We start from the raw sequence: 26212 nt of genomic DNA on the forward strand, positions 1-26212 counted from the left end.
CCGGGGTGCAACGAGGTCCGGGGTGAGGAGGTTCAGGGCGGCGGCGGGCGCAGGCCCGTGAGACGGCACAGTACGGCGAAGCCGTCGGCGGTCCCCGGCCAGTGACGCTCCACCGCCTCCAGCCCCGCCCTGCGGACCACGCTCCGCAGGACGGCGGTGACGATGATGGCGTCGTCGGCGTAGCCCAGCACCGGGACGAAGTCGGGGATCAGGTCGATCGGCAGGGCCAGGTAGGCGAGCAGCAGGCCGAGCAGTACGCGGATGCCACGGGGGAGGGCCGGGTCGGCGGCCAGGCGCCGCAGGAGACGCAGGAGGTCGGGCAGGAGCCGGAGGGCCTCGGTCAGCAGCACCCCCTGGGGCCGCATGATCACCAACGCGGCGGCCAGGGCCAGCCAGACGGCGGCCAGGCCGGCCGCGACGCCCCAGACGACGTTCCACCACGACACGTGAGCGAACCTACTCCAGGCGGGGCGGGGCGGGGCGGGCAGGGCGGCGTCGGCCCTGGTGACCGCCCCGGACTACCGGGACGTCCCGGCCGCCTCAAGGGTCTCGCGGGAGGGCTCGGCGGCTGTCGCGGTGCGCCTGCACAGACCGGCCGCGGTGACGGCCGCGGCGAGGACGACCCCGACGAGCGGCACGATCAGGGCCGCGCGGAAGCCGTCGAGCCCGGCCTGGGGCGAGCCGCCGGTCCCGGCGAAGGCGGCGCTGACGGCGGTCACCGCCGACAGGCCGAGCGCCGAGCCGAACTGGAAGGAGGTGTACAGCAGGCCGCCGGCGAGCCCCTGCTCCTCCTCCGCGATGCCGTCCGTGGCGGCGATGGTGAGCGGTCCGTAGGTCAGGGCGAAGGCGAGGCCAAGGATGATCATGGTGGGGAACATGGCCGCGTAGGTCCAGTCGAGGCCGATCGGCAGGAACAGCGCGTAGGCCACGGCGGCGAGGACCAGGCCGCCGAAGATCACCCGGACGTTGCCGAAACGGTTCACCAGCCGTGGCGTGACGGTCGGCGCGAGCACGGCGTCGATGCCGACGGCCAGGAGGGCGAGACTCGTCTCCAGCGTCGACCAGCCGCGCAGTTCCTGCAGGTAGAAGACGGCGACGAACTGGAAGCCGAAGAAGGACCCGGCGAACAGCAGCGCGCCGAGGTTGGCGCGGACCAGCGGGCCCGAGCGCAGGATGCCCAGGCGGACCAGCGGGGAGGCCGAGCGCCGCTCGATCGCCACGAAGGCGGCCAGCAGCGCCAGACCGCCGGCGAACGCGCCGGCCGTCCAGCCCCATCCGGCGCCGGGCTCCTCCAGGCTGACCACCGTGAAGACGAGCAGGAGCATCGCTCCCGTCACGCTGACCGCCCCGGCCAGGTCGAAGCCGTGGGGAGAACGCTCCGGACGCTCCTCGCGCGGGATGAGGAGGACGGCGGCCAGGAGGATCAGGGACGCCAGGATGACCGGGGCGAAGAACACCCACCGCCAGTTGACCGCGGTCAGCAGACCCCCGACGACGAGCCCGAGGGAGAAGCCGGCCGCCGCCGTCCCCGCGTAGACCAGCAGGGCCTTGTCGCGCCGGCGGCCCTCGGCGAAGCTCGTCGTGATGATGGCCAGACCCGCGGGCGCCATGAACGCGGCGGCCGCGCCCGTCACGAACCGGGCGACGATCAGGATCCACCCCTCGGTCGCGATCCCGCCCAAGCCGGAGAAGGCCAGGAAGACCACGAGCCAGAACAGGAACATCCGCCGCCGGCCCAGCAGGTCCGCGGTCCGCCCGCCCAGCAGCATGAAACCGCCGTAGCCGAGCACGTAGGCGCTCATCACCCAGCTCACCGAGCCGGTGGACATGCCCAGGTCGGACCGGATCGACGGCAGGGCCACGTTCAGCATCGCCACGTCGATCCCCTCCAGGAAGATGGCGCCGCACAGCACGAACAGCACGCCCCAGGCGCGCCCGTTCATGCGGCCGGTGCCGGTGCCGGGTGGTGGGGACTGCGGTGTGGACACGGGATCACTCCTCGGGACGCGGGGGAGGAGGGGCCGGGCCGGCCGTTTTCGGTTTCCTCGGAGCCGGTCAGTTCCCTCTTGTAAGTATTCGCATCATGCGGCACCGGGAAAGGGGGGCGGAAGACGGCACTTTGGAGTTACCGAGTCATCGTGCGGATACCGGGGCGGCCGGGCCGGCGGGCGGCGGGCGGCCCGCCGGACCCCCGCTACCGCTCCGGACGGGCGGCCGTTTCCGGTCGGCACCCCGCCGGACTGGCGTATCCCCTGGCACATCGGGCCGGGTCGGGCGGGGCCGTACGGCCGCGCGGCATCACGCAGCCGCAGTGACCGTAACGGATCCGGGGCCGCGTCCGTAACCGGGCGGAGGCCGTAACGGATCCCGGGCCGCGCCCGTGAGACGTAACGGAACCCGCGCCGCTGTCACGCGTAACGGAACTCCGGCCGCCGGCCGTGACGGAACCCGTCCGCGGCTCCGGAGGGGGCGTCAGTGCGCGGTCCAGCCGCCGTCGACGGGCAGGACGGCGCCGGTGATGTAGGAGGCGCCGGGGCCGGCCAGCAGGAGCGCGGCGGCGGTGAGCTCGGTGGGGTCGGCCCAGCGGCGGGCGGGCACCTGGTGGTCGAGGAACTCGCGCACGTGTGGGTCGTCGTCGACGCCTTCGTTGAGCGGCGTGCGGAACGGCCCGGGGGCCAGGGCGTTGACGCAGACGCCGGTGCCGGCGAGCTCGACCGCCAGGCTCCGGGTGAGCTGGATCACCGCGCCCTTGCTGGCGGCGTATCCGGCGCGGCCCGCGGCGCCCACCACGCCGAGGGCGCTGGCGAGGGTCACGATGCGGCCGTATCCGGCGGCGCGCATCACCGGCACCGCCGCCTGGCAGGCCAGGAAGGTGCCGACGACGTTGACCTCGAGGCAGTGTCGCAGGGTGGCGGCGTCGAGGTCGGCCAGCTCGCCCCGGGCCTGGACGCCGGCGCTGGTCACCAGGACGTCCAGGCGGCCGTGCCGGGCGACGACCTCGTCGACGACTCCGTGCACGGAGTCCTCGTCGCCGACGTCGCAGGCGATGCCCGAGGCGTGCCGGCCGGTGGCGGCGGTGATCTGCGCGGCGGCCCGCAGGCAGGCATCCTGCCGCCGGCTGGAGACCACGACGGTGCAGCCGGCCTGGGCGAGCGCCAGCGCGATGGCCTGGCCGAGCCCGGCGGAGCCGCCGGTGACCAGCGCGACCTGTCCCGTGAGGTCCGTGCCGCCGGTGGTGGGGAGTCTCTCGGTCACAGGGCCCGTGAGGTCCGCGCTACCGGTGGTGGGGAGTCTCTCGGTCACAGGGCCCGTGAGGTCCGCGCTACCGGTGGTGGGGAGTCTCTCGGTCACGGGGCCAGCATGCCAGCGCCCCCGGCGCGACCGGACGGCGGCATCCTGGATCAGGCGTCGCCGGCGGCCGGCGTCAGTCCACCGGGACGGGCCGGGGGTCCTCGGCCGCGCGGAGGTCGTAACGGTCGCGGGCGGCCATGATCTCGGGCATGTGGTCCTCCGACCAGCGCCTGATCCCCTCCATCAGCCCGACCACGCTCTGCCCCAGCTCGCTGAGCGAATACTCCACCCGGGGCGGGATCGTCGGATAGACGGTGCGGACCACCACGCCGTCACGCTCCATGGTCCGCAGTGTCTGGGTGAGGCTCTTCTGGGTGATCCCGTCGAGGCGGCGGCGCAGCTCGCCGAACCGGACCGGGCCATCCTGCAGGGCGTCCACCAGCAGGCAGGTCCACTTGTTGGCGATGGCCGCCAGGACGGTCCGTGAGGCGCACTCCCTCAGGTAGGCGTCGACCGCGCCGAACTCCCTCAGGTGGGACATGGTATCCATAAGGTACCTATATATCGCAAAGGTGCCTTCTTTCCTAGTTATACCGCCGTCCACCACGATTGATCTCCACAGGGTTCCCCTACCAAGGAGATCGAAATGCGTGCCGTCACCCAGTCCGCCTTCGGCGGTCCCTCCGTTCTCCAGCTCGTCGAGGTCGACCGGCCCGTGCCGGACCACGGGCAGGTCCTGATCAAGGTCGAGGCCGCCGGGGTCAACCCGGTCGACGGGGCTGTCCGGTCCGGGGTCTACCCGCTGCTCGGCACGCCGCCGTTCAGCCTCGGCTGGGACGTCGCGGGGGTGATCGAGGCCACCGGGCCCGGCGTGTCCGCGTTCGCCCCCGGCGATGAGGTGCTGGGCCTGCTCGCCTTCCCGGGCGCGGGCAACGCCTATGCCGACTACGTTCTGGCCTCGCCCAACGAGATCATCCACAGGCCCGCCGGGCTGACCGCGCAGGAGGCGGGCGGGCTGCCGCTGGCCGGTCTGACCGCCTGGCAGGCGCTGGTCGGCATCGCGCGCGTCGGCGAGGGGCAGCGGGTGCTCGTCCACGCCGCCGCCGGCGGGGTCGGCCACCTGGCCGTCCAGATCGCCAAGGCGCACGGGGCGCACGTCGTCGGCACCGCCCGGGCCGCCAAACACGCCTTCCTCCGCGGTCTCGGCGCGGACACGCTCATCGACTACGCCACCGAGGACTTCGCCACGGCGACCGAGCCCGTGGACGTGGTGTTCGACCTGGTGGGCGGTGAGTACGGGGAGCGCTCGGCGGCCGCCCTGAAGCCCGGCGGCCTGCTCGTCGGCGCGCTCGGCGGCAACCTCGGCATCACCCCTGAGCGCGCGGCCGAGCGGGGGATACGGCTCGCCGTGGTGAACGTGCGTCCCTCGGCGGCCGATCTGACCCGCCTCGCCGCCCTGGTGGAGTCCGGGCGGCTCAGGGTGCACGTAGACCAGGTGCTGCCGCTGGCCGAGGTCGCCAAGGCGCACGAGCTGCTCTCGGCCCGCCGTGCCACCGGGAAGATCGTCCTGGTCCCGTGACACCCGGCGGCGCGTGCGGCTCCGGCCGACCGACGCCGGCCGGGACCCCCGGGTCGGCGGTCCCCGTGGCCGGGCCCCCTGGAAGTCCTGCGGACGCATGCGATTCCCCTAAATAACCCTATTGGGGGTATGTGTGGGTTATAAATAGGGGTAGCCGGTCCGGGGAGGGTGTTCCGCCGGGTCGTGGGACGCCCGGGACCGGCCCCGTCGTGGCCATCGAAGGGATCATGTGGTGAAGCGTGTGCTGCTGCTGGCGACCGGTGACACCATCGCCTACTCCAGCCGTCCCGCGGGTGTCGCGTCCGGGGCCGAGCTCCTGGCGGCGATCCCTCCGGCCGAGCTCGCGGCGGAGGTGGTGGTGGAGGACGTGATGGCGGAGCCGAGCTGGGACATGTCGCCCTCGACCATGTTCGGGCTGGCCCGCCGGGCCCGTTCGGCGATCCTCGACCAGGGATTCGACGGGGTCGTGATCACTCACGGCACCGACACCCTGGAGGAGAGCGCCTTCCTCGCCGACCTGCTCGCGGGCCGGGCGGCCGAGCGCGGCGCGATCGTGCTGACCGGCGCCGTGCGCCCCCTGGACGAGCTGTCCGCCGACGGCCCGCGCAACCTGGCCTCCGCCGTCGCGGCCGCCGCCGACGGCGCGCTGCGCGGCGCCGGGGCCGTCGTGTGCCTCAACGACGAGCTGCACGCCGCCCGCTGGGCGAGCATGACCGACGCCACGAGCGTGGCGGCCTTCTCCTCGGCGCCCTTCCCCGCGCTGGGCCGGGTGGCCGGCGGACGGGTCGAGACGCTGGCCGCGCCGCCGCCCCGGCCTCCGCTGGTGGCCGGAGAGCCGGAGGCGGACGTCGCCCTGATCAAGACCTATCCCGGGATGGACTCCGTGCTGCTCACCGCGGTCGTGGACGCCGGCGCCCGGGGGGTGGTGCTGGAGGGCACCGGCATGTCCAACGTGCCGGTCGGCCTCTTCGCGACGATCGGCGAGCTGACGGAGTGGGGCATCCCGGTGGTCGTCGCCTCCCGCTGCCGCACCCGCGGGGTCCCGCTCGACGACCTGCCTCTCGGTGTGGGGCTCGCCGCCAAGGTGGGCGCGATCGGAGCCCGTGACCTCGCGCCCTCGAAGGCGCGCTGCGCGCTGATGGTGGCCCTCGGAACGGGTGGGCCGCGGGCCGTACGCGACTGGTTCGACAGGCTCTGACGCCCCGCGCCGCCGCCGGCACCGCCTCCCCGCGGGCCCGCGAGGCGGATGGCGCGGCCGGCGGCGCCGCCGTCAGCCGAGCGGATCGGCGCAGTCGACCGGCCCGTAAGGGCCGTGAAAGGCGTCTCCGCCGCGGTTTCGGCCGGAGAGCCAGACCGCCGCCGCGGCGAGGGCCGCGAGCGTCCCGCCGGCCCAGGTGACGCCGGAGGCGCCCAGGGAGTCCACCGTCACCCCGCCGAGCAGGGCGCCCAGCGAGATGGCCGCGTTGAACGAGGAGACGAACAGCGCCGCCCCCGCCTCCGGGGCCTGGGGCACCGCGCGCAGCATCCAGGTCTGGAGGCTGACCGAGACGCCGCCGTAGGCGAGCCCCCAGACGGCGAGCAGGGCGATCATCCCGGCCCGCACGGCGCCGGCGCCGGGCAGCAGCAGCACCACCGCGGCGAGCGTCCCGGCGATGAGCAGGACGGTGCCGCGCACGTTCCGGACCGCGGCCGGGCCCGCCGCGAAGTTCCCCGCGACCCCCGCCACGCCGTACACCAGCAGGAGCGCGCTGAGCAGGCCGGCGCCGGCGCCGGACACCTGCCCGACGACCGGGCCGAGATAGGTGAAGGCCGCGAAGTGGCCGGTGACCAGGAGAAGCGTGACGGTCAGACCGGCGCGCACCTCCCTGTCCCGGAGCAGGCGGGGGACCTGCCCGAACCGGATCGCCCGCGTCGCGGTCAGCGGCGGCAGCAGCAGGGCCAGCGCGGCCGTGACCGCCGCGCACAGGATCGCCAGCGCGGCGAACGCGGCCCGCCAGCCGGCCAGCTCGCCGACGAGGGTCCCGGCCGGGACCCCGAGTACGGAGGCGATCGAGACGCCTCCGAAGATCATTGATGTCGCGGCGCCGGTGGACCGCTCCGGCACCAGCCGTACGGCCAGGCCCGCGGCGATCGACCAGAACCCACCGATGCCCAGGCCCACCAGGGCCCGGGAGGCGATCAGCAGCGGCGCGTCCGGGGCCAGGGCGGACAGCAGGTTGGCCACGGTCAGCAGGGCCATCAGCGCGCACAGCACCAGCCGCCGGTCGGCCCGGCCCGCGGCCACGGTGAGGACCGGGGCGGCGAGCGCGGCGACGATGCCCGGCAGCGTCACCGCCAGCCCCGCCACGCCGGCGGAGACCTTCAGATCGGATCCGACGGACGTCAGCAGGCCGACGGGTGACATCTCGGTGGTCACCACGGAGAAGGTGCCCAGGGACACCGCGACGACCGCGGGCCAGTACGCCCGCGGCGGCCGGACCCCGGCGGGGGAAGCGCTGGTTGACATGCCTGACAGCCTTCAGCCGCGCCCCCGGCGGAACAACGCCGAAGGTCTCATCCTTGGATGAGGTGGGCTAATGGATGGGCGGAGCGGCAGGCGCGTGGAGGTGGCCGTGGGCGGAGTGGAGATCCGGGAGCTGGAGTGCTTCCTCGTGCTGAGTGAGGAGCTGCATTTCGGCCGGGCCGCCGAGCGGCTGTACGTCTCCCAGAGCCGCGTCAGCCAGCTCGTGCGCTCGCTGGAGGAGCGGGTCGGGGCCCGGATGTTCGAGCGCACCAGCCGGCGGGTCCGGCTCACCCCGCTCGGCGAGCGCTTCGCCGAGGAGCTGCGCCCCGCCTACGCCTCCCTCCGGCACGCCGTCGAACGGGCCAGGTCCGCGGCCCGCGGCGTCGCCGGCGTCCTGCGGGTCGGGTTCCTCGGGACCTCCGACCAGGAGGTCATGGAGATCGTCGGGGCCTTCCAGGAGAGGCACCCGGACAGCGAGGTCGTCACCGTCGAGATGCCGATATCCGACCCCTTCGGCCCGTTGCGGCGCGGCGAGGTCGACGCGGCGTTCGTCTGCGGGCCGGTGGAGGAGCCGGGGCTGGTCCTCGGCCCGCGGGTCAACAGCGAGCCGCAGACGCTCGCGGTCTCCACCCGGCATCCGTTCGCGCGCCGTGCCTCGATAGCCGCCGAGGAGCTCGCCGGCTGCCCGGTCATCCGGATCGCCGGCCCCGCGCCCCGATACTGGCGGGAGCTGCTGTCCCCGTCCGCCACGCCGGCGGGCCGGCCGGTGCCGGACGGGCCGGCGGCCTCCACGATGCAGGAGGCGCTGTCGATGATCGCGGCCAACCGCGGCGGGATGCTGTTCTGCGCGCTGACCGAGGACTACCACCACCGCCCCGACATCGTCTTCGTCCCCGTCGAGGGGCTGCCCGACTCCGCCCTCTCCCTCATCTGGCACCACGACAACGAGACCGCCCGCCTGGCGGCCTTCCGGCAGGTCACCGCCGACCACCTGCGAGGCCGTCCGGCGGGGCGCGCCCCGGAGCCCCCGCCGGCACCCGCCGTGGCGTTCTCGGCGGGCCGCCGCGCCGCGGGCGCGCTCGCCGGCCACGTGGCCGCCTCCGGCCGGGGGGCGTGAGCCCGGCACGTTCCTGGGGCGTCGGCCGGGGCCGGGCGGGCGCCTACTTGAGCGGGTCGTGTCCCCAGTTCATCAGGGAGTGTCTCCACCGGGTGTCCTCGACGTCCCCGGAGGGGCGCTGCGCGAGGTGCCGGCGGACGTAGCCGGTCACCTGCCGCATGTGGGCGTAGTCGTCGTCGGAGAGATCGTCCTTGCGCTTGCGGAGGATCTCCAGGATGTGGCGGCCCGACTGGTGGCCTATCGACTCGCCGCCACCGGTCTTGTCCCCGCTCCCCTTGGACTCCTGGGTCTCCAGCCAGTGCTCCAGCTCTCCGGCCGTCATGTTGATCGCATGGTGGAAATCCGTGGCGATGTCCTGCCTGTCCTCGGCCATGTCAGTCCTTCCTCCGCGGTGCCGACGACCTGTGCGCGGTGCTTGCGTCGCTCCGGCACTCGCCCGTACGCCTGGCCTCCCCGTCAGTGGACCAGCCATCCGGGGGCGTATCTCCCCGACGCCCCGGTCTTTCCCGGTGATTTCCCGGAAAAGGGGGCGCCTGTGGCGTGAACCGGGCGTCACGTCACAGGCGGGCCGCGGAAGGTTCATCACTCCCCTACTCCAGGCCCTTCACGTGCTCGGTGTCCTCCTCGTCGAATTTGCGGGTGTCGCGGGGCTCGGCGTAGGGCTCCTCGTCGGCCGGCCGGCCCGCCTCGATGGCGCGTTCCCGGGCGAGTTCGGCGTCGAACTCCACCCCGAGCAGCACGGCGATGTTGGAGATCCACAGCCAGATCAGGAAGACGACGACCCCGGCCAGAGCGGCGTAGGTCTTGCTGTAGGAGCCGAAGTTGGCCACGTAGAACCCGAACGCGGCGGACGCGGCGATCCACACCACGACGGCGATCATGCTGCCGGGCGTGATCCAGCGGAACCCCGGATGCTCGACGTTGGGCGCGGCCCAGTACAGCAGGGCCAGGACCAGCGCGACGATGACCACCAGGATCGGCCACTTGGCGATCCCCCAGATCGTCAGCGCGGTCTCGCCGATCCCGAGGACCTTCCCGGCCTGCGCGGCGAGCTCTCCGGTGAACACGACGGAGACCGCGCCGACCGCCATCAGGATCACCAGGACCGTGGTGATGCCCAGGCGTAGCGGCAGGGTCTTCCAGATGGGCCGGCCCTCGGGCATCTCGTACATGACGTTGGCGGCCCGCATGAAGGCTCCCACGTAACCCGACGCGGACCAGAGCGCGATGGCGATACCCATGATCGCGGCGATCCCCGCGGCGCGCTGGCTGCTCTGCAGGGCCTGGAGCACGGTGTCGATGGTCTGCCGGGCGGGGCCGGGGGCCAGGGCTCCCAGGTTGTCGGTGAGCGACCGGGTGGCCGACTGGCCGAACAGGCCGAGGACGGATATCACCGCCAGCAGCGCGGGGAAGATCGACAGCACCGCGTAGTAGGTGAGCGCGGCGGCCCAGTCGGTGAGGTTGTCCTCCTGGAACTCCTTGACGGTGCGTTTGAGCACGTCCCACCACGACCTCTTGGGCAGCTCGGCCGGGCTCTCGGGCGCCCGCTCGCTCTCCGGTCCCCGGTCGGGGGCGGTTGCCGCGTGCCGGGTGTCGTTATGTGACATGGTGCACCATCTCCAGGTCCAGCCGCCGTCCCGCCCGCGTCGGGGCGGCGGCGGCGCTTGTAGCGGCCGGAGCCGCCGGCGGCAGGGCCCGGACCGGGCTCCGTCAGGTGCCGGGCGCGCCCTGCCCCGTCCGGGGATCCGTCCGCCGGCGCCTCCGAGGGGTGTGCGTTCTCGCTCGGAGTCGGCGCTACCCCGCCTGGCGCGCGGCATTCACCGGAACGGCCGGGAGGGGTCCGGAGGCTTCACGCCGGAGGGTGGGACCGGGCCCGGAGGGGGCCGGAACCGGCGGTGAAAGGTTCGGTGTGGGGCGAAGTGTCCTATCCATAATCTTCACTTATGGAGCAAACAATTACCGCGGAGCCTCGCGTCGACCGCCGGGCGCTCGCGGCGGTGGGCGTCACCGTGCTGCTGTGGGCCTCGGCCTTCGTCGCCATCCGCAGCGCCGCGCAGCACTTCGCCCCCGGCGCCCTGGCCCTGGGCCGGCTGCTGGCGGGCTCGGTGGTGCTGGGCGTGATCTGGCTGGCGCGGCGCGAGGGGCTGCCGCCGCGCGCCGCGTGGCCCGGCATCCTGGGCTCGGGGATCCTGTGGTTCGGCCTCTACATGGTCGCCCTGAACTGGGGCGAGCAGGAGGTGGACGCGGGGACCGCGGCGATGGTCGTCAACGTCGGCCCGGTCCTGATCGCGCTCCTCGGCGGCTGGCTGCTCAAGGAGGGGTTCCCGCCCCGGCTGCTGGCGGGGATGGCGGTGTCGTTCGCCGGCGCCGTCGTGGTGGGGGTCTCGATGTCCGACGGCGGTCGCGCGTCGATCGTCGGTGTCCTGCTCTGCCTGCTCGCGGCCGTGACGTACGCCGCCGGCGTGGTCTGCCAGAAGCCCGCGCTGAAGCACGCCTCGGCGCTGCAGGTCACCACCTTCGGCTGCTTCGTCGGCACGGCGGCCTGCCTGCCGTTCGCGGGCCGGCTGGTGTCGCAGGTCGCCGCCGCCCCGCTGCCCGCGACGCTGAACGTCGTGTATCTCGGGGTCTTCCCGACGGCTCTGGCGTTCACCACCTGGGCCTACGCGCTCGCCCGCACCACCGCGGGGAAGATGGGCGCCACCACCTATGTCGTCCCGGCGCTGGTGGTCCTGATGGCCTGGCTCATCCTCGACGAGGTGCCCGGCTGGCTGACCCTCGCCGGCGGCCTGCTCTGCCTGGCGGGCGTGGCGGTGTCCCGGGGAAGGGGCCGGGCGCGGGCCCGGTAACGTGGCAGTCCACTACGTGATCAACGGGTGGTCGCGGTCCGCCTCGACCTCCTGAGCGACTCGGGGAGGCGCGGATGCGCGACCAGACGATCGGCGACTTCCTGGAGCGGTTGGCCGACCGGGTGCCCGCGCCGGGCGGGGGAGCGTCGGCCGCCCTGCACGGCGCCCAGGCCGCCGCGCTGCTGGGCATGGTGGCCCGCTACAGCGACGGCCCGAAGCACGCCGAGCACGGGCAGGTGATCAACCGGATCCTCGCCGAGGCGGACGCCCTCCGTGACCACGCCCTCCAGCTCGCCGAGGACGACGCGGCGGCGTTCACCGCCGTGACCGACTCCTACCGGCTGCCCAAGGCCACCGACGAGGAGAAGTCCGCCCGTTCGGCGGCGATCGCCGGGGCACTGGCCGCCGCGGCCGGACCTCCGGCCGGGACCGTCGCCGTGGCGCGGCGGCTGGTCGAACTCGCCGAGGAGCTGCTGCCCATCGGCAACCGCAACGTCATCACCGATGTCGCCGCCGCCGCGGAGGCCGCGCGGGCCGCGGCCGCCACCGCCCGGGTCAACATCGAGATCAACCTCGCCGGCATCAAGGACCCGGAGGTCCGCGCCGGCCTGGCCGCCCGGGCGGCCGGGGTGGACGAGATCGCGGCCAGGGCCGAGAGAGTCACCGCCGCCGTGCGCGAGGAGATCAGCGGGTGACCTCCTCCGCACGGCCGGAGCCCGGGACCCCCACACTGGCCGGGACCCCACACTGGAAGGACTCACCCAGATGAGCGCACGACCCCTGTCCGGGAAAGAGCTGGCCGCCGCCATCCGGGCGGACGCCGCCGGACGGGCCGCCGAGCTCGCCGCCGCCGGCCGCCCTCCGAAACTCGCCGTGGTCACGGCCACCGCGGACGAGTCCAGCGCCTGGTACGTGCGCTCCATCGTGAACGCGGCGGGCAAGGCGGGCATCGCGTGCGAGGTCGTGGACCTGGGCCCGGAGGCGCCGGTGGCGGCGGTCCGGGAACGTCTGGAGTCGCTGAGCGCCGACGGCCGGGTGAGCGGGATCATCCTGCAGACCCCCCTCCCCGGGGGCGCGAAGCTTGAGGACCTCGCCTCCTCCATCGCCCCCGGCAAGGACGTCGACGGGGCCAACCCGCTCTCGCTCGGCCGCCTGGCCGCCGGGCTGCCCGCCTTCGCGCCGGCGACCGCCGAGGCGGTGGTGCGGATCCTGGAGCACCACGGGGTGGAGATCGCCGGCCGCCACGCGGTCGTGGTCGGCCGTTCCACGGTCGTCGGCAAGCCCGCGGCGCACCTGCTGCTGGACCGCCACGCCACCGTGACGGTCTGCCACTCGCGTACCGCCGACCTGGCCGCCGTGGCCGCCACGGGCGACATCCTGGTCGCGGCCGTCGGCCGGGCGGGGCTCATCACCTCCGAGCACGTCAAGCCGGGGGCCGTGGTGGTGGACGTGGGCACGAACCCCACGCGGGACGGCGGTCTCGTCGGCGACGTCGACCCGGCCGCGGCGGAGCGGGCCGGCGCGCTGACCCCGGTGCCCGGCGGGGTGGGCCCGGTGACCACGGCCCTCCTGCTGAGCCACACCGTGCGGGCCGCCCGGGGGTAGCCGGAACCGGGCGGGGGACGGGCGGCGGCTCGGGACCGTCACCGCCGGGTGGAGGCCGCGGGGTCGACCTCACCGGGGCCGACGCGGTCAGGCGGGGATCGAGACCCCGAGGCCGCCCCGGGTGTGCGCGCCGTAGCGCTCCTTCTCCCCGGCGAGGTCGAGCGGCTTGATGCCGCTGCGCCCCTTGAGCAGCTCCTCGGTGAGCAGGTCGGCCGGGACCAGCCAGGACACCTCGAACTCCAGGCCGTCGGGGTCCTTGGCGTACAGGGCCTTGGTGGTGGAGTGGTCCGAGGCGCCGACCAGCGCGTTCAGCTCGCCGAGCTTGAGCGCGATCCGCTCCAGCTCCTCCAGGGTGTCGACCTCCCAGGCCAGGTGGTAGAGGCCGACGGTGGAGCGCCCGGCACCGGAGGGGCCCGCCTGGGCGCCGATCTCGAACAGGCCGAGGTCGTGGTCGTTACTGGAGCCGGAGGCCTGCAGGAACGCGGCGCCCGGCATGCCCATGACCACCCTGAAGCCGAGGGCCTCCGCGTAGAAGGCCACGCTGCGCTCGACGTCGCGCACGAACAGGACCGCGTGGTTGAGCCGCTGGACCGGCATGATTCCTCCCCTGAAACTTGAACTCTCAAGTACGCTACCCCCATATCCTTGAGAGTTCAAGTAAAGTGGGACCGTGACGCGATGGCTGGACGATGAAGAGCAGCGCGCCTGGCGCGCGTTCCTGGGGGCCTCGCAGCTCGTCCAGGAGGAGCTGGACCGGCAGCTGCAGAGAGACTCCGGCATGCCGCACGCCTACTACGCGGTGCTGGTGAAACTGTCGGAGGCGCCGGAGCGCATGCTGCGGATGAGCGAGCTCGCGGCGGAGGTCAACGCCTCGCAGAGCCGGCTGTCCCACGCGGTGGCCCGGCTGGAGGAGCGCGGCTGGGTGCGGCGCGAGCCGTGCGCCGCCGACCGGCGGGTGAGCTGGGCGGTGCTCACCGACGAGGGGTTCGCGGTGCTCGCCGCGGCCGCGCCCGGTCACGTCGAGGCGGTACGGCGGAGCTTCTTCGACCTGCTCGACCCCGAGCAGGTCCGCCGACTCGCCGAGATCTGCACGGCGGTGCTGCGGAAGGAGACTCCCTGAGCGGGCCTCGCGCCGGCCGCGGCTCTTCCGTCGTACGGTTGCTCCCGACCGTTCGACTCGACAGGGGGATGCGCACATGGCGGAGGCTTCTCTGATCCGGACACACGCCGATCGCGACGCGGAGCGCGCGCTTTTCCGGACCGTCCACGAGGTCGCGGTGGGTTACGCCGGAGCGGAGGTGTCCCAGGTGTTCGCCGTGCTCCGCCGCCGGCTGGTCGGCGTGCCGGGCCTGGACGACCACGGGCTCCGGCGGATCGCCGAGGAGATCAGCGTGGGCCGGGACCCGTCCGGGCTGTAGCCGCCGGTCCCGGAGGCCCGCGAGGCCCTCGGGTCCGGACGGCCGCCGGTCCCGGAGGCCCGCGAGGTCCCCGGGGCCGGACGGCCGCCGGTCCGGAGAGGCCGCGGCGTCCCCCGTGGGCTCCGCGGGCCCTGTGCGGAGCCCGGAGGGTCAGTGCGGGCCGGGGGCCGTCCGGGTGGCGGCCAGGTGGGCTCCGGGGTCGGCGACGATCCGGTGGATGACCTGCCCGGCGGCGCCGAGGGACGCGGCGTCGCCGCCGAGCCGGGAGACCGTGAGCTCGGGCACGGCGTGGCGCATTCCGGCCAGCCGGGCGGTCATCGTGTCGTGGGCCGGGCCGTGGATCCACGGGAACAGCGGGGCGAAGACGCCACCCAGCACGACCGTCCCGGGATCCATCAGGTGGACGGCGGAGGTGAGGGCCACGCCGAGCGCCTGTCCGGCGCGCTCGCAGGCGCGCAGCGCGCCGCTCTCGCCCGCCTGGAGGGCCGCCACGAGCTCGGGCACCCCGCGCAGGCCGGCCGCCCGCAGGAGGGCCTCCTGGCCGGCGTACTGCTCCAGGCAGCCCCGGCCGCCGCAGCGGCAGGCGGGGCCGTCGGGGGAGACGATCACATGGCCCAGCTCCCCCGCGAGGCCGCGGGCGCCGCGGAACAGGGCGCCCCCGACCACCAGGCCGGCGCCGATGCCGATCTCCCCGGACACGTGGAGGAAGTCGCCGGGGCCCGAGCCGAACCAGAGCTCGCCCAGCGCGGCGAGGTTGGCCTCGTTCTCCACGGCTACCGGGAAGTCCAGCAGGTCGCCCACGCGGACGTCGTGCCAGCCGAGGTTGGGGGCGGTGTGGAGCAGCCCGCCGTCCACGGGGCCGGGGACGGCGAGGGCGGATCCGGCGATGACGAGGCCCTCAGCACGGGCTTCATCCACAATCATGTGGGCAAGTTCTTGCAGGTGAGACATGGTTTCCACAGGCGAGCCGACCTGGTTGTCCACAGCCTGTGTACGGCGCAGCCGTACCGCGAGGGTGAGGTCCACGACGCACGCGGACAGGTAGTCGACGTTGATCTCCAGGCCGAGGGCCCCGACCCGGTGCCCGCTGAGGCTGACCGCCGTGCCCGGCCGGCCGCGCTCGCCGTCCCGCAGCGCGCCCGACTCGGTGACCATGCCCGCGTCGAGCAGGTCGCCGACCATCTTGGACACCGTGGTCTTGGTCAGCCCGGTGATCTCGGCCAGGGCCGCACGGGTGATCGGCCCGCTCCTGCGGACCTCGGCCAGGACCACGCCGAGGTTGCGGGCGCGCATGGAGTCATGGCGTACGGCCTGCGTCATGGAACACCCACCCCTTGACGATCCCATCTCCTCGCCCCATATTAAGTCCATTAAGTGGATTAAATCGGAGGACCGCACATGAGCGACTACACACCCAAGCCCGAGGACCGCTTCACCTTCGGGCTGTGGACCGTCGGCTGGCAGGCCCGCGACCAGTTCGGGGACGCGAGCCGGGCCCCGCTCGACCCGGTCGAGAGCGTCCACCGCCTCGCCGAGCTCGGTGCGTACGGTGTCACCTTCCACGACGACGACCTGCTGGCCGTCGAGCCGGACCGGGACAAGGCCGTCGAGCGCTTCAGGAAGGCGCTGGCGGAGACCGGTCTGAAGGTCCCGATGGCCACCACGAACCTGTTCACCCACCCGGTCTTCAAGGACGGCGGGTTCACCAGCAACGACCGTGACGTGCGCCGCTACGCCCTGCGGAAGGTGATGCGCAACGTCGACCTGGCCGCCGAGCTCGGCGCGACCACCTACGTCTGCTGGGGCGGCCGCGAGGGCGCCGAGTCCGGGGCCGCCAAGGACATCAGGGCCGCGCTCAGCCGTTACAAGGAGAGCATGGACCTGCTGACCTCCTATGTGATCGACAAGGGCTACGACATCAGGTTCGCCATCGAGCCCAAGCCGAACGAGCCGCGCGGCGACATCCTGCTGCCGACCGTCGGTCACGCGCTGGCGTTCATCAACGAGCTGGAGCACTCCGAACTGGTCGGCCTCAACCCCGAGGTCGGCCACGAGGAGATGGCCGGGCTCAACTTCGCGCACGGCATCGCGCAGGCGCTCTGGCACGGCAAGCTCTTCCACATCGACCTCAACGGCCAGCACGGCCCCCGGTTCGACCAGGACCTGGTCTTCGGCCACGGCGACGTGAAGAACTCCTTCTTCCTGGTGGACCTGCTGGAGAACGGCGGCTACGACGGCCCGCGGCACTTCGACTACAAGCCGCTGCGGACCGAGGACGCCGAGGACGTCTGGGTCTCGGCCGCGGCCAACATGCGCACCTACCTGATCCTGAAGGAGAAGGCGAGGGCCTTCCGCGCCGACCCCGAGGTCGCCGAGGCGCTCGCCGCCAGCCGGGTCGCCGAGCTGTCCGAGCCCACCCTGGCCCCCGGCGAGACGCTGGAGGACCTGCAGCGCGACGACTTCGACCTCGACCGGGCCGCCGCGCGCGGCTTCCACTTCTCCCGCCTGAACCAGCTCGCCCTGGAGCACCTCCTCGGGGTCCGCGGATGACCCTCGTGGCCGGGGTCGACTCATCGACCCAGAGCTGCAAGGTGGTGATCAGGGACGCCGAGACGGGCGCCCTGGTCCGGCAGGGGCGCGCCGATCATCCGGGCGGGACCGAGGTCGACCCGGAGGCCTGGTGGACGGCGCTGCAGGAGGCGATCGCGCGGGCGGGCGGGCTGGACAGCGTCGCGGCCCTGAGCGTCGGCGCCCAGCAGCACGGCATGGTCTGCCTGGACGAGTCCGGCGCCGTCGTGCGCGACGCGCTGCTGTGGAACGACACCCGCTCCGCCGGGGCCGCCCGGGACCTGGTGGAGGAGCTGGGCGGGCCGCTGAGGTGGGCCGAGGCGGTCGGCAGCGTGCCGGTCGCGTCGTTCACCGTGACCAAGCTCCGCTGGCTGGCCGAGCACGAGCCCGCCAGTGCCCGCCGCACGGCGAGCGTGTGCCTGCCGCACGACTGGCTCACGTGGCGGCTGGGCGGGGAGTTCGTCACCGACCGGGGCGACGCCTCCGGGACCGGATACTGGTCGCCCGCGACCGGCTCCTACCGGACCGACCTCCTCCGGGCCGCCTTCGGCGCCGTCCCCGAGCTGCCGCGCGTGCTGGGGCCCCGTGACCCGGCGGGCGAGCTGCGCGCCCCCGGCGGTGACCGGGGGCCGGTCCGGCTGGCCCCCGGGACCGGCGACAACATGGCCGCGGCCCTCGGGGTCGGGGCCGCGCCGGGGGACGTGGTCGTGTCGATCGGGACCTCCGGGACGGCGTTCGCGGTCGCCGGGAGCCCGAGCGCCGACCCCGAGGGCGCCGTCGCCGGGTTCGCCGACGCCACCGGGCGGTTCCTGCCGCTGGTGTGCACGCTCAACGCGGCCCGGGTGCTCGACGCCGCCGCCCGGATGCTCGGGGTCGGCCTCGACCGGCTCGGGCAGCTCGCCCTGGAGGCCCCCGCAGGGGCGGACGGCCTGGTCTGCGTGCCGTACCTGGAGGGCGAACGGACCCCGAACCTCCCCGAGGCCACCGGGTCGCTGCACGGCCTGACCCTGGGCACCTCGACCCCCGCGCACCTGGCCAGGGCCGCGGTGGAGGGCCTGCTCTGCCACCTGGCCGACGCCTTCGACGCCCTGGGACTGGACCCGGCCCGGGTGCTGCTCATCGGGGGCGGCGCCAGGTCGGAGGCCGTACGGCGGATCGCCCCGGCGGTCTTCGGACGGCCCGTGATCGTCCCCGAGCCGGGGGAGTACGTCGCGGACGGGGCGGCCAGGCAGGCGGCCTGGCTGCTCGGCGGCGGTGACGAGCCCCCGGCCTGGCAGGCGGGCGGGGCCGGGCGTTACGAGGCCGACGCCACGCCCGCGGTGCGGGCCCGCTACGCCGAAGTCCGCGCCGGGCGCTGACGGCCCGCCACGCCGGAGCCCACGGTGGGCGCCGTCGCCCTGCCCGGCCGGCGTCCGCGGCGGGCGCCGGCCGCCTGTCCCGCCCACCGCCGCCGCGCCTTCTCAGGGGTGGGTCAGGGTCGGATCAGGGGCGTCGCCGGATGTGTCGAAGGGGCTCCACGGGACAGTCTTGGCGCATGCTCGCGTTGAAGAGGCTCTACCCGCTGATCGCCTGCGCCGGGATCGTGATGGCCACGGGGGCCACGGTCATCGGTCAGATCGATCCGGATCCGTATCTGGACCCGCTCAATCTGACGATCAGCGAGTACGCCGCCCTGGACCGCGGGGGAGCGACCGAGTTCGCCATGGCGGTCCTGGGGATCGCCTCCTTCGCGCTGGTCGCGGGGTTGCGGGCGGCCAGGGCGCCGGTCGGCGCGGTGGCGGAGCGGCTGATGCTGGTGTGGAGCGCCGCATTGGTGGTGATCGCGATCGTGCCGGCCACCGCCCCGGGGCTGGCGCTGGACCTGACCGCGCAGGTGCACCGGTACGTGTCGATCGCCGCGTTCGTCGCCATGCCCGTGGCCGGCGCGCTGATGGTGGCGCGGTTCAGGGAGGACGAGCGGTGGCGGGCGGTGTCCGGGCCGGTGGAGTGGCTGGCGCTGGTCGGCGGCTTCGGGGTGCTGGCGATCACCTACGTGGCGCTCCCCGGCGACCGGGTGCTGATCGGCCTCGTCGAACGGGTGCTGCTGGGCACCGAGGTCGCGCTGGCCGGCGTGCTGGCCGTGCAGCTGGCGCGGCTCACCTGGAGGCGGAGCGGCGCCCGCGCCCCGGAGGCCCCGCGCGCGGCCCACGCCTCACGCACGGCTCTCGGCTGACTTGTCAGTTCTCATGACTGTTCATGACAGGTCACAAATAGGATACGAATACTGCTACCAGTCAGTGCTATCCTCGTCGGCGATCTAGAGATCGTCCGGAGGTCTCCCGCCCCGGCGCTCCGAGACCGAACCGTAGAGGTGACATGGCATCGAGCAGGTCCATCCGGTTCAAGATCTCGGTACTGGTGGCCATCCCGCTGACCTCGCTGGTCGCGCTGTGGGGCTTCGCGGCGACCGTCACAGTCGGCGAATCGATGAGTCTGCTCACCGTCACCACGCTGTACGACTCCTTCGGCAGTCCCGGTGACGACCTGACCAGTGCCCTCCAGCGCGAGCACCTGCTGTCGGCCGAATACCTGGCCGGCCGCTCGGCCGCCGACCGCGCCACCCTCGCCGGGCAGCGCACCGTGACCGACCAGGCCCGCGAGCGCTTCCGCGAGGCGACGGTCGCCGACTCGGCGCAGTCGGCCATGACCGAGGAGATCAGGGCCCGCTTCGACGAGCTGATGAGCCGGGTGAACGCGCTCGACACGGTCCGGGCCAAGGTCGACAACGGCAGGATCGGGCCGATCGCGCTCTCCAAGGACTTCGCGCTGGTGCCCGACGCCCTGCACCGGCTCTTCACCACCATGAGCCTCAACAACGACCTGCCGCTCTACCGGCAGTCGCGGGGCCTGGCTCTGATCATCTACTCCAAGGACTTCCTCAGCCGCCAGCGGGCGCTGGCGGCCGGGGCGCTGGCGCTCGGCCGCGCGCTGACCCCCGGTGAGCTGCGCCTGTTCACGCAGCTGTCGACCAAGCGGATCTTCCTCATGGAGCAGGGGCTGCCCGAGCTGGAGCCGGGACTGCGCCAGCCCTTCGCCGAGCTGACCGTCTCGCGGCTGTACGCCAGATTCGCCGACCTGGAGGAGCGGCTGCTGGCCGGGGCCGCGGTGTCGCCCACCGAGTGGCGGGCCGCCAGCGACGAACTGGAGGCCGCCTACCAGCGGTCTGTGACGACGACCGCCACCGTCCTGTCCGAACGGGCGATGCCGTCGGCCGTCGAGACCTTCGCCCGGGCCGGGATCGCCGGGGTGCTCGGCCTCGTCGCGGTCGTCGCGTCGCTGCTGGTCTCCTACCGGGTGGGCAGCGGGCTCACCCGGGAGCTCGCCGACCTGCGGCGGGCCGCGACGGATCTCGCGGAGATACGGCTGCCGCGGGTCATGGAGAAGCTGCGCCGGGGCGAGAGGGTGGACGTGGAGGCCGAGGCACCCTCGCTGAAGCCGCCGGGCAGCACCTCCGAGATCCACGACGTCGCCGCCGCCTTCGACAGCGTCCAGCACCGCGCCGTCGACTCCGCCGTGGAGCAGGCCCGGCTGCGCGACGGCGTCGCCCAGTCCTTCCGCAACCTCGCCCGGCGCAGCCAGTCCCTCCTGCAGCGCCAGCTCAAGCTGCTCGACGGGATGCAGAAGCAGGCGGAGGAGCCCGAGGCGCTGGAGAACCTGTTCCGGCTCGACCACCTCACCACCCGCATGCGCCGCCACGCCGAGGGCCTGGTGATCCTCTCCGGCGGGGCCGCGGGCCGCAAGTGGCGCTCGTCGGTCCTGATGGAGGACGTGCTGCGCGGCGCCACCGCCCAGGTGGAGGACTACGCCCGGGTGCGGATCTACCCGATGCCCGGCACCACGCTGGTCGGCAGCGCGGTGGCGGACATGATGCACCTGTTCGCCGAGATCATCGAGAACGCCACGGTCTTCTCCCCACCCGGCGGTGAGGTGTCGGTCCGGGGCGAGCTGGTGGGCCGGGGCTTCACGATCGAGATCGAGGACAGGGGGCTGGGCCTGACCGCGGACAAGCGGGCCGCGATCAACGAGCGCCTGGCCAGCCCGCCGGAGCTCGACCCCGCCGAGACCGACCGCCTGGGTTTCGCGGTGGTCGGCCTGCTGGCCGCGCGCTACGGGGTCGGCGTGACGCTGCGGACCTCGCCGTACGGCGGGACCGGGGTGGTCATCCTGCTGCCGGAGTCCCTGCTGGGCGACCCGGAGCCGGCCGAGTCGCCGGAGCCGGTGCTGCGGGAGATCACCGGGCCCGCGGAGCCGACGGAGCCCGCCGGGCCGGCGGAGCCCGCCAAGCCCGTGGTCCCGGTCCCGGCCGACCTGTGGAAGGCGCCGGTCCGGCGTGGCAACGGCGGGTTGCCCCGCCGGGTGCGCCAGGCGAACGTCTCACCGCGGCTCCGGCAGGAGCCCGCCCCGGTGGCCCAGGTCGAGGAGCGGTCGCCGGAGGAGGCACGGGCCCTGCTGAGCTCGCTCCAGGCGGGGTGGCGGCGCGGGCGGGCGGACAGCGAGGGCGACGACGACAGCGGTATGGAGCGGTGAGCGGGTCCGGGATCGGGAGCGCGGCCGCCATCACGGGCCGCACGGCCGACCAGGGCCCAGAACGAGCGTGACATCAGAGGGGAAGGGGTTTTACCACGTGCCGGGTGAGCTTTATTGGCTGCTGGATGACTTCGTCACGAGCGTGGCGGATGTCTCGCACGCGTTGATCCTGTCCAACGACGGGCTGATGATGGCCTCGTCCCGGGGGCTGAGCAAGGAGGACGCCGACCATCTGTCAGCGGTGGCCTCCGGCTTCCAGAGCCTGGCCAAGGGGACCAGCCTGCAGTTCGGAGGCGGGGCCGTACGCCAGACGATGGTGGAGATGGACTCCGCGTTCCTCTTCGTCACCTCCGCGGGCCAGGGAAGCTGCCTGTCGGTCATGACCACCGGGGCCGCCGACGTGGGACTGATCGCCTACGAGATGGCCCGGCTGGTCACCCGTGTCGGCCAGCATCTGGCCACCGGCCCGCGGGTGGCCGGCCAATGAGCGACGACATCGAATGGGTCGACGAGGAGGCGGGACCGGTCGTCCGCCCCTACGCGCTGACCGGGGGGCGGACCAGGTCCTCCTCCACCGCGTTCGACCTGTTGTCGATGGTGGTGGCGACCGGGTCGGCGGTCTCCGCCAGCTCGCACCTGGGCTCGGAGCACCGGCGGCTGCTCGGCCTGATGCGGCGGACCCGGCCGATCGTGGAGGTCGCCTCGGACGTCGGGCTGCCGATCGGGGTGATCAGAGTGCTGCTGGGGGACCTGCTGGACCAGGGTCTGATCCTGGTGCGGTCGCCGCTGCCGGCGGCCACGGCGCCCGCCGAGAGCCTCCTGCGGGAAGTGATCAGCGGCCTCCGGGCGCTGTGACCCCCGGAGACCGCTGGGAAGGCGGTGACGGGCCGGTGGTCCGCGGCCTGGGCCGCGGGCTGCCGGGCCAGGTCAGCGCTGACTGGCCGTGAGCACCTTGAGGGAGTGCTCCACGAGCGTCACCAGCACGGTCTTGGCCGACGCGCGGCGCCGCACGTCGCACAGCAGCACCGGCACGTCCGGATCCAGGTCGAGGGCGACCCGCACATCCTCGGCCTCGTAGCGGTCCGCGCCGTCGAAGCAGTTGACCGCCACGATGAACGGCGTCCCGCGCTGCTCGAAGTAGTCGATCGAGGGGAAGCAGTCGGTCAGCCGCCGGGTGTCGGCCAGCACGACCGCGCCCAGCGCGCCGTAGGACAGCTCGTCCCACATGAACCAGAACCGCTCCTGTCCGGGGGTGCCGAACAGGTACACGACCAGGCCCTCCCGGATCGTGATGCGGCCGAAGTCCATCGCGACAGTGGTGGTCGTCTTGCCCTCCACGCCCTCGACGTCGTCGATGCCGATGCCGCGGTCGGAGAGCACCTCCTCGGTGCGGAGCGGACGGATCTCGCTGATCGCGCCGACGAGCGTGGTCTTGCCCACCCCGAAGCCGCCCGCGATGAGAATCTTGAGCGCGACGGGTTCGTCAGAGGGCCCGAAGTCCATTGATCACTTCCTTGAGAATGCGCTCGCTCGCCGAAGCGCGCCCGATCGAGATGAGCTGGTGATCCTGCAGGTCGCCGAGGAGGACGCGGACCACGCCGAGCGGCAGGTCGAGCTCCGAGGCGACGTCGGCCACCGACGTCGCGGTGGCGACCAGGGAGAGGATGCGTTCCTGTTCCGGCCCTGGCACGAACCCGCCGGACGCGACCGCGCCGGTCGCGGTGACCATCGCGATCAGGTCCAGCTCGTCACCGGAGGAGCGGGTGCGGCCTCCGATGAGCGCGTAGGGCCGGACGACCGGTCCGGCCTCCTCGTCCATCCACTGTGTCATCCGGTCCCCGCGCCTTCGGCTGGGGGAAGGGACGGCGCGTGTGCTCCGTGCGCGCCCGCCTCCCTCACGAGAGGCCTTGGCGCGGAAGGGTGGAGATGTGCTGGCCGACCCGCTTGACCAGCATGGCCATCTCGTAGGCGATGTGGCCGACGTCGGCGTCGGAACTGCTCAGCACGGCCAGGCAGGTCCCCTGCCCGGCGGCCGTGACGAACAGGAACGCCGATTCCATCTCCACGATGGTCTGGCGCACCTCGCCGCCGCCGAAGTGGCGTCCGGCTCCGCGCGCCAGGCTCTGGAACCCGGCCGCGACCGCCGACAGGTGTTCGGCGTCCTCCCGGCTGAGACCCTTGGAGAAACCGACGGCGAGTCCGTCGGTGGACAGGATCACCGCCTGGCGTACCGCGCCCACCCTGGTGGTCAGGTCGTCGAGGAGCCAGTTCAGCTCGCCGGTGTTAGTCACTTTTCCGGTCATCAGTCCCCCTTGTCGCCTGTCGTCTGGTGTGCGAAGTCATTTCCGTGTTCCTCGCGTCCGCGCCGCGCACCCGCCTGGAAGGCGGAGAACAGCGCCCGGACCTCGTCCGGTGAGCGCTCCGGCTGCTCCGGATCCTCAGGGGGCTCTGCCGCCCGCTCAGGCTCGACAGGCGCCTGAGCCTCCTGACGGAGCTGCGGTGCCAGGTTCGCCTGCCGTACCCGGCGGGGCAGGCTCCCCGGCCCGGTGGTCTCACGGGCCGGCTCGCCGGCCCCTCCGCGGGCGGGCCCGCCGGACGCCTCGCGCCCGGCTCCGAGTTCCGGCAGGTCGGTCACCACGGCGAGAGTCGGGGCGGCGAGAGGCGGCACGGGGGGCCTCGCGCCGGAGGGGACCGTCCTCGTCCGGCGGGGCAGTCCCGAATCGGAGCGGGCCGGAGGCAGCGCGGCGGGCTGCGCGGGCTGGGGGAGGTCCGCCGGCCGCTCGGTGAGCCGCTCGGCGGTCAGGGTGAGCGGCGAGGGGGTCTCGGCGAGCACCGCGCGCGGGATGAGCACGATGGCCGTGGTGCCGCCGAACGCCGAGCCGCGCAGGAGGACCTGGATGCCGTGCCGGGCGGCGAGCTGGCCCACCACGAACAGGCCGAGCCGGTCGCTGTCGGCCAGGTCGAACTCCGGCGGGCTGGCCAGCCGTTCGTTGATCGCCGCGTACTCCATCGCGCTCAGGCCCAGGCCCCGGTCCTCCACCTCGACGGCGAACCCGTTGGCCACCACGTCGCCGCGGACGGTCACCGTGGTCTGCGGCGGCGAGTAGATCGTCGCGTTCTCGATCAGCTCGGCTATCAGGTGGGTGATGTCGGCGACCGCGGCCCCGTCGAGCGAGGCGTCGGGCATCGGCGGCACGTTGACCCGCTTGTAGTCCTCGACCTCGGCGATCGCGGCCCTGACGATGTCGACCACGGCCACCGGCCTGCGCCAGGCCCGGCCGGGCGCGGCGCCGGACAGGATGATCAGGCTCTCCGCGTGCCGCCGCATGCGGGTGGTCAGGTGGTCCAGCCGGAACAGGTCCTCAAGGCTGTCGGGGTCGGTCGCCCGGCGCTGCATGCTGTCGAGCAGGGTGAGCTGGCGGTGGAGCAGGCCCTGCTTGCGCCGGGCCAGGTTCACGAAGACCTGGCTGACGCCGCGGCGCAGGTTGGCCTGGCCGACGGCGGCCTCGACGGCGGTGTGCTGCACCGAGTCGAACGCGTGGGCCACGTCGCGGATCTCGACCGAGCCGTCGGCGGCGATCGGCGGGGCCTCGGCCTGCACGTCCACCTCCTCGCCGCGCCGCAGCCGCTCCACGACGCGCGGGAGCCGTACGTCGGCCAGGTCCAGCGCCGTCGAGCGGAGCCCGGCCAGCTCGGCGGCCAGGCGGCGGCCGAAGCGGACCGAGATGATGATCGAGGCGATCACCGCGATCAGGCCGATCCCGCCGGCGATCCCGATCCGGACCATGATGCCGGTGGCCACCGACTGGGCCCGGTCGGCCAGCATGTTGGAGGAGGCGATGTTGAGCTGGTCGAGCCAGGTCGCGACCCCGTTCGTGGTCGTCTTCCAGTCGCGGGCCTCGGGCGGCAGCTGCCCGCCCGAAGCTCCCGCGACGGCCCGCTCCAGCGCGACGAACTTCTCGAAGGCGGTGGAGTCGAAGGTGGCCCTGTAGGGGTCGCCCAGCTCGGAGTCCAGGGCGGACAGTCCGCGCGCGTGCAGGAAGCGCCGGGTGGCGGCGTACTCGCCGAAGGCGGTGCGCTCCCCCGGGGTCATCCGGTAGTCGATCAGGGCCCCGCTGATCAGCGCGTTCTCCCTGGCGATCATCTCGCGGGCGTTGCCCATCGACTGCATGGCCGCGGCCTGTTGGAAGATCGACAGGTCGGGGACCGCGGCGAGCTGGTCGTAGAGCAGGAAGACCGAGTCGAGGATCCGGTTGTAGTTCGACAGCACCTCCAGCCGGATGTCGCGGCCGCTGTCGATGCCGGCGCGGATGGCCGGGAGCCGGTCGAGCTGGCGGATCAGGGCGTCCAGCGAGGAGCGCAGCTCCGGACCGTGGGAGTCGTCGGCGAGGGCGGCCTCGCGGAACTTCTCGACCGACCGGTCGGTGCGGCCGCGCTGCTCGCCGATCTCGCTGGTGAGGACCCGGGAGGTGATCGCCACCGAGGACTGCGCACGCTCGGCCTGGAGCTGGAGTCCCAGCTCGGTGGAGGAGACGCCGATGGTCTGGTACACGCTGTTGGCCCGGAGCAGGGCGGCCCCGTCGCCGACGGTCAGGTTGAGGACGAAGCCCCACAGCGCGCTCAGTGACAGCAGGGGTAAGAGCAGCAGCAAGAAGATCTTGAACCGAATCGACCGGTTTCCAGAGCCCATGCCCACTCGTCCCAACCTCTGAGTGTGTG

At 73.5% G+C, this 26212-nt stretch carries 27 protein-coding genes; 14 read left to right on the top strand and 13 right to left on the bottom strand.

Annotation, left to right across the window (positions count from 1 at the left end; genetic code table 11):
* Window positions 1–32: 32 nt before the first annotated feature.
* The 4 genes from ACZ6R6_RS22225 to ACZ6R6_RS22240 form a co-directional block, all read right to left on the bottom strand.
* Entirely contained in the window at window positions 33–446 is a 414-nt protein-coding gene (locus tag ACZ6R6_RS22225; RefSeq protein ID WP_470096074.1) for a YkvA family protein, read from the bottom strand.
* A gap of 72 nt (window positions 447–518) precedes the next feature.
* On the bottom strand, window positions 519–1988 hold the full coding sequence (locus tag ACZ6R6_RS22230) for an MFS transporter (RefSeq protein ID WP_470096076.1): 1470 nt from the start codon (window positions 1986–1988) through the stop codon (window positions 519–521).
* A gap of 484 nt (window positions 1989–2472) precedes the next feature.
* On the bottom strand, window positions 2473–3255 hold the full coding sequence (locus ACZ6R6_RS22235; RefSeq protein ID WP_470096078.1) for an SDR family NAD(P)-dependent oxidoreductase: 783 nt from the start codon (window positions 3253–3255) through the stop codon (window positions 2473–2475).
* A gap of 169 nt (window positions 3256–3424) precedes the next feature.
* Complete coding sequence (locus ACZ6R6_RS22240; RefSeq protein ID WP_470096080.1) at window positions 3425–3832, bottom strand: winged helix-turn-helix transcriptional regulator; 408 nt, start codon at window positions 3830–3832, stop codon at window positions 3425–3427.
* 105 nt (window positions 3833–3937) lie between these two features.
* On the opposite strand from ACZ6R6_RS22240, the gene ACZ6R6_RS22245 reads away from it, so the two are divergent.
* Together ACZ6R6_RS22245 and ACZ6R6_RS22250 are read left to right on the top strand one after the other, a co-directional pair.
* The gene (locus ACZ6R6_RS22245; protein WP_470096082.1) at window positions 3938–4870 is read left to right on the top strand and encodes an NADP-dependent oxidoreductase; all 933 of its coding nucleotides are present in this window, start codon (window positions 3938–3940) and stop codon (window positions 4868–4870) included.
* Window positions 4871–5102: 232 nt separating this feature from the next.
* Window positions 5103–6068: an asparaginase gene (locus ACZ6R6_RS22250; protein ID WP_470096084.1), complete on the top strand. Its 966-nt coding sequence runs from the start codon at window positions 5103–5105 to the stop codon at window positions 6066–6068.
* A 72-nt stretch (window positions 6069–6140) separates the two neighbouring features.
* Here the strand turns inward: ACZ6R6_RS22250 and ACZ6R6_RS22255 are convergent, their stop codons facing one another.
* Window positions 6141–7376 carry an MFS transporter gene (locus tag ACZ6R6_RS22255; RefSeq protein WP_470096086.1) on the bottom strand — a complete coding sequence of 412 codons (1236 nt, stop codon included), beginning with the start codon at window positions 7374–7376 and terminating at the stop codon, window positions 6141–6143.
* Between the two features lie 70 nt (window positions 7377–7446).
* Between ACZ6R6_RS22255 and ACZ6R6_RS22260 the strand changes: the two genes are divergently transcribed.
* Window positions 7447–8490, top strand: a complete 1044-nt coding sequence (locus ACZ6R6_RS22260) for a LysR family transcriptional regulator (RefSeq protein WP_470096088.1) — start codon at window positions 7447–7449, stop codon at window positions 8488–8490.
* A 43-nt stretch (window positions 8491–8533) separates the two neighbouring features.
* On the opposite strand, the gene ACZ6R6_RS22265 is transcribed toward ACZ6R6_RS22260, so the two are convergent.
* Both ACZ6R6_RS22265 and ACZ6R6_RS22270 read right to left on the bottom strand, forming a co-directional pair.
* Window positions 8534–8863, bottom strand: a complete 330-nt coding sequence (locus ACZ6R6_RS22265; protein ID WP_470096090.1) for a DUF3140 domain-containing protein — start codon at window positions 8861–8863, stop codon at window positions 8534–8536.
* Window positions 8864–9080: 217 nt separating this feature from the next.
* Window positions 9081–10097: a YihY/virulence factor BrkB family protein gene (locus tag ACZ6R6_RS22270; protein ID WP_470096092.1), complete on the bottom strand. Its 1017-nt coding sequence runs from the start codon at window positions 10095–10097 to the stop codon at window positions 9081–9083.
* A gap of 336 nt (window positions 10098–10433) precedes the next feature.
* Here ACZ6R6_RS22270 and ACZ6R6_RS22275 point away from each other — a divergent pair, with 336 nt between their 5' ends.
* The 3 genes from ACZ6R6_RS22275 (at window position 10434) to ACZ6R6_RS22285 (ending at window position 12941) form a co-directional block, all read left to right on the top strand.
* Entirely contained in the window at window positions 10434–11336 is a 903-nt protein-coding gene (locus tag ACZ6R6_RS22275) for a DMT family transporter (protein ID WP_470096094.1), read from the top strand.
* A gap of 74 nt (window positions 11337–11410) precedes the next feature.
* On the top strand, window positions 11411–12031 hold the full coding sequence (locus tag ACZ6R6_RS22280) for a cyclodeaminase/cyclohydrolase family protein (RefSeq protein WP_470096096.1): 621 nt from the start codon (window positions 11411–11413) through the stop codon (window positions 12029–12031).
* Between the two features lie 70 nt (window positions 12032–12101).
* A complete protein-coding gene (locus tag ACZ6R6_RS22285; RefSeq protein WP_470096098.1) occupies window positions 12102–12941 on the top strand; it encodes a bifunctional 5,10-methylenetetrahydrofolate dehydrogenase/5,10-methenyltetrahydrofolate cyclohydrolase in 840 nt (279 codons plus the stop codon).
* 87 nt (window positions 12942–13028) lie between these two features.
* Here the strand turns inward: ACZ6R6_RS22285 and ACZ6R6_RS22290 are convergent, their stop codons facing one another.
* The gene (locus tag ACZ6R6_RS22290; protein WP_470096100.1) at window positions 13029–13538 is read right to left on the bottom strand and encodes a VOC family protein; all 510 of its coding nucleotides are present in this window, start codon (window positions 13536–13538) and stop codon (window positions 13029–13031) included.
* 73 nt (window positions 13539–13611) lie between these two features.
* Between ACZ6R6_RS22290 and ACZ6R6_RS22295 the strand changes: the two genes are divergently transcribed.
* Window positions 13612–14061 carry a MarR family winged helix-turn-helix transcriptional regulator gene (locus ACZ6R6_RS22295; protein ID WP_470096102.1) on the top strand — a complete coding sequence of 150 codons (450 nt, stop codon included), beginning with the start codon at window positions 13612–13614 and terminating at the stop codon, window positions 14059–14061.
* 76 nt (window positions 14062–14137) lie between these two features.
* A complete protein-coding gene (locus ACZ6R6_RS22300; protein WP_470096104.1) occupies window positions 14138–14359 on the top strand; it encodes a hypothetical protein in 222 nt (73 codons plus the stop codon).
* Window positions 14360–14509: 150 nt separating this feature from the next.
* Here the strand turns inward: ACZ6R6_RS22300 and ACZ6R6_RS22305 are convergent, their stop codons facing one another.
* Window positions 14510–15679, bottom strand: a complete 1170-nt coding sequence (locus tag ACZ6R6_RS22305) for an ROK family protein (protein ID WP_470096106.1) — start codon at window positions 15677–15679, stop codon at window positions 14510–14512.
* Between the two features lie 78 nt (window positions 15680–15757).
* Between ACZ6R6_RS22305 and xylA the strand changes: the two genes are divergently transcribed.
* The 6 genes from xylA (at window position 15758) to ACZ6R6_RS22335 (ending at window position 22348) form a co-directional block, all read left to right on the top strand.
* The gene (gene xylA, locus ACZ6R6_RS22310; protein ID WP_470096108.1) at window positions 15758–16909 is read left to right on the top strand and encodes a xylose isomerase; all 1152 of its coding nucleotides are present in this window, start codon (window positions 15758–15760) and stop codon (window positions 16907–16909) included.
* Window positions 16906–18285: a xylulokinase gene (gene xylB / locus ACZ6R6_RS22315; RefSeq protein WP_470096110.1), complete on the top strand. Its 1380-nt coding sequence runs from the start codon at window positions 16906–16908 to the stop codon at window positions 18283–18285. The genes xylA and xylB overlap by 4 nt, the downstream gene beginning before the upstream one ends.
* A gap of 176 nt (window positions 18286–18461) precedes the next feature.
* On the top strand, window positions 18462–19139 hold the full coding sequence (locus ACZ6R6_RS22320; protein ID WP_470096112.1) for a DUF998 domain-containing protein: 678 nt from the start codon (window positions 18462–18464) through the stop codon (window positions 19137–19139).
* A 143-nt stretch (window positions 19140–19282) separates the two neighbouring features.
* The gene (locus ACZ6R6_RS22325; RefSeq protein ID WP_470096114.1) at window positions 19283–21493 is read left to right on the top strand and encodes a sensor histidine kinase; all 2211 of its coding nucleotides are present in this window, start codon (window positions 19283–19285) and stop codon (window positions 21491–21493) included.
* Window positions 21494–21590: 97 nt separating this feature from the next.
* Window positions 21591–21980: a roadblock/LC7 domain-containing protein gene (locus tag ACZ6R6_RS22330; RefSeq protein WP_306860927.1), complete on the top strand. Its 390-nt coding sequence runs from the start codon at window positions 21591–21593 to the stop codon at window positions 21978–21980.
* Window positions 21977–22348 carry a DUF742 domain-containing protein gene (locus tag ACZ6R6_RS22335; protein ID WP_306860925.1) on the top strand — a complete coding sequence of 124 codons (372 nt, stop codon included), beginning with the start codon at window positions 21977–21979 and terminating at the stop codon, window positions 22346–22348. Before ACZ6R6_RS22330 ends, ACZ6R6_RS22335 begins: the two co-directional genes overlap by 4 nt.
* A gap of 72 nt (window positions 22349–22420) precedes the next feature.
* On the opposite strand, the gene ACZ6R6_RS22340 is transcribed toward ACZ6R6_RS22335, so the two are convergent.
* The 4 genes from ACZ6R6_RS22340 to ACZ6R6_RS22355 form a co-directional block, all read right to left on the bottom strand.
* Window positions 22421–22996, bottom strand: a complete 576-nt coding sequence (locus tag ACZ6R6_RS22340) for a GTP-binding protein (protein WP_306860924.1) — start codon at window positions 22994–22996, stop codon at window positions 22421–22423.
* A complete protein-coding gene (locus tag ACZ6R6_RS22345; protein ID WP_470096117.1) occupies window positions 22977–23324 on the bottom strand; it encodes a DUF742 domain-containing protein in 348 nt (115 codons plus the stop codon). The genes ACZ6R6_RS22340 and ACZ6R6_RS22345 overlap by 20 nt, the downstream gene beginning before the upstream one ends.
* Before the next feature lie 64 nt (window positions 23325–23388).
* Window positions 23389–23796, bottom strand: a complete 408-nt coding sequence (locus ACZ6R6_RS22350; protein WP_012887139.1) for a roadblock/LC7 domain-containing protein — start codon at window positions 23794–23796, stop codon at window positions 23389–23391.
* Window positions 23796–26183, bottom strand: a complete 2388-nt coding sequence (locus ACZ6R6_RS22355) for a sensor histidine kinase (protein ID WP_470096119.1) — start codon at window positions 26181–26183, stop codon at window positions 23796–23798. Before ACZ6R6_RS22355 ends, ACZ6R6_RS22350 begins: the two co-directional genes overlap by 1 nt.
* Between the last annotated feature and the right edge of the window lie 29 nt (window positions 26184–26212).

This window comes from Streptosporangium sp. NPDC048886, from assembly GCF_055586905.1.

Bases quoted from the DNA above. Each gene is read 5' to 3' on its own strand.
- ACZ6R6_RS22240 (WP_470096080.1), bottom strand. From the start codon at position 3,832: ATGTCCCACCTGAGGGAGTTCGGCGCGGTCGACGCCTACCTGAGGGAG.
- ACZ6R6_RS22245 (WP_470096082.1), top strand. From the start codon at position 3,938: ATGCGTGCCGTCACCCAGTCCGCCTTCGGCGGTCCCTCCGTTCTCCAG.
- ACZ6R6_RS22255 (WP_470096086.1), bottom strand. From the start codon at position 7,376: ATGTCAACCAGCGCTTCCCCCGCCGGGGTCCGGCCGCCGCGGGCGTAC.
- ACZ6R6_RS22260 (WP_470096088.1), top strand. From the start codon at position 7,447: ATGGATGGGCGGAGCGGCAGGCGCGTGGAGGTGGCCGTGGGCGGAGTG.
- ACZ6R6_RS22265 (WP_470096090.1), bottom strand. From the start codon at position 8,863: ATGGCCGAGGACAGGCAGGACATCGCCACGGATTTCCACCATGCGATC.
- ACZ6R6_RS22270 (WP_470096092.1), bottom strand. From the start codon at position 10,097: ATGTCACATAACGACACCCGGCACGCGGCAACCGCCCCCGACCGGGGA.
- ACZ6R6_RS22275 (WP_470096094.1), top strand. From the start codon at position 10,434: ATGGAGCAAACAATTACCGCGGAGCCTCGCGTCGACCGCCGGGCGCTC.
- ACZ6R6_RS22280 (WP_470096096.1), top strand. From the start codon at position 11,411: ATGCGCGACCAGACGATCGGCGACTTCCTGGAGCGGTTGGCCGACCGG.
- ACZ6R6_RS22285 (WP_470096098.1), top strand. From the start codon at position 12,102: ATGAGCGCACGACCCCTGTCCGGGAAAGAGCTGGCCGCCGCCATCCGG.
- ACZ6R6_RS22290 (WP_470096100.1), bottom strand. From the start codon at position 13,538: ATGCCGGTCCAGCGGCTCAACCACGCGGTCCTGTTCGTGCGCGACGTC.
- ACZ6R6_RS22300 (WP_470096104.1), top strand. From the start codon at position 14,138: ATGGCGGAGGCTTCTCTGATCCGGACACACGCCGATCGCGACGCGGAG.
- ACZ6R6_RS22305 (WP_470096106.1), bottom strand. From the start codon at position 15,679: ATGACGCAGGCCGTACGCCATGACTCCATGCGCGCCCGCAACCTCGGC.
- xylA (WP_470096108.1), top strand. From the start codon at position 15,758: ATGAGCGACTACACACCCAAGCCCGAGGACCGCTTCACCTTCGGGCTG.
- xylB (WP_470096110.1), top strand. From the start codon at position 16,906: ATGACCCTCGTGGCCGGGGTCGACTCATCGACCCAGAGCTGCAAGGTG.
- ACZ6R6_RS22320 (WP_470096112.1), top strand. From the start codon at position 18,462: ATGCTCGCGTTGAAGAGGCTCTACCCGCTGATCGCCTGCGCCGGGATC.
- ACZ6R6_RS22325 (WP_470096114.1), top strand. From the start codon at position 19,283: ATGGCATCGAGCAGGTCCATCCGGTTCAAGATCTCGGTACTGGTGGCC.
- ACZ6R6_RS22335 (WP_306860925.1), top strand. From the start codon at position 21,977: ATGAGCGACGACATCGAATGGGTCGACGAGGAGGCGGGACCGGTCGTC.
- ACZ6R6_RS22340 (WP_306860924.1), bottom strand. From the start codon at position 22,996: ATGGACTTCGGGCCCTCTGACGAACCCGTCGCGCTCAAGATTCTCATC.
- ACZ6R6_RS22345 (WP_470096117.1), bottom strand. From the start codon at position 23,324: ATGACACAGTGGATGGACGAGGAGGCCGGACCGGTCGTCCGGCCCTAC.
- ACZ6R6_RS22350 (WP_012887139.1), bottom strand. From the start codon at position 23,796: ATGACCGGAAAAGTGACTAACACCGGCGAGCTGAACTGGCTCCTCGAC.
- ACZ6R6_RS22355 (WP_470096119.1), bottom strand. From the start codon at position 26,183: ATGGGCTCTGGAAACCGGTCGATTCGGTTCAAGATCTTCTTGCTGCTG.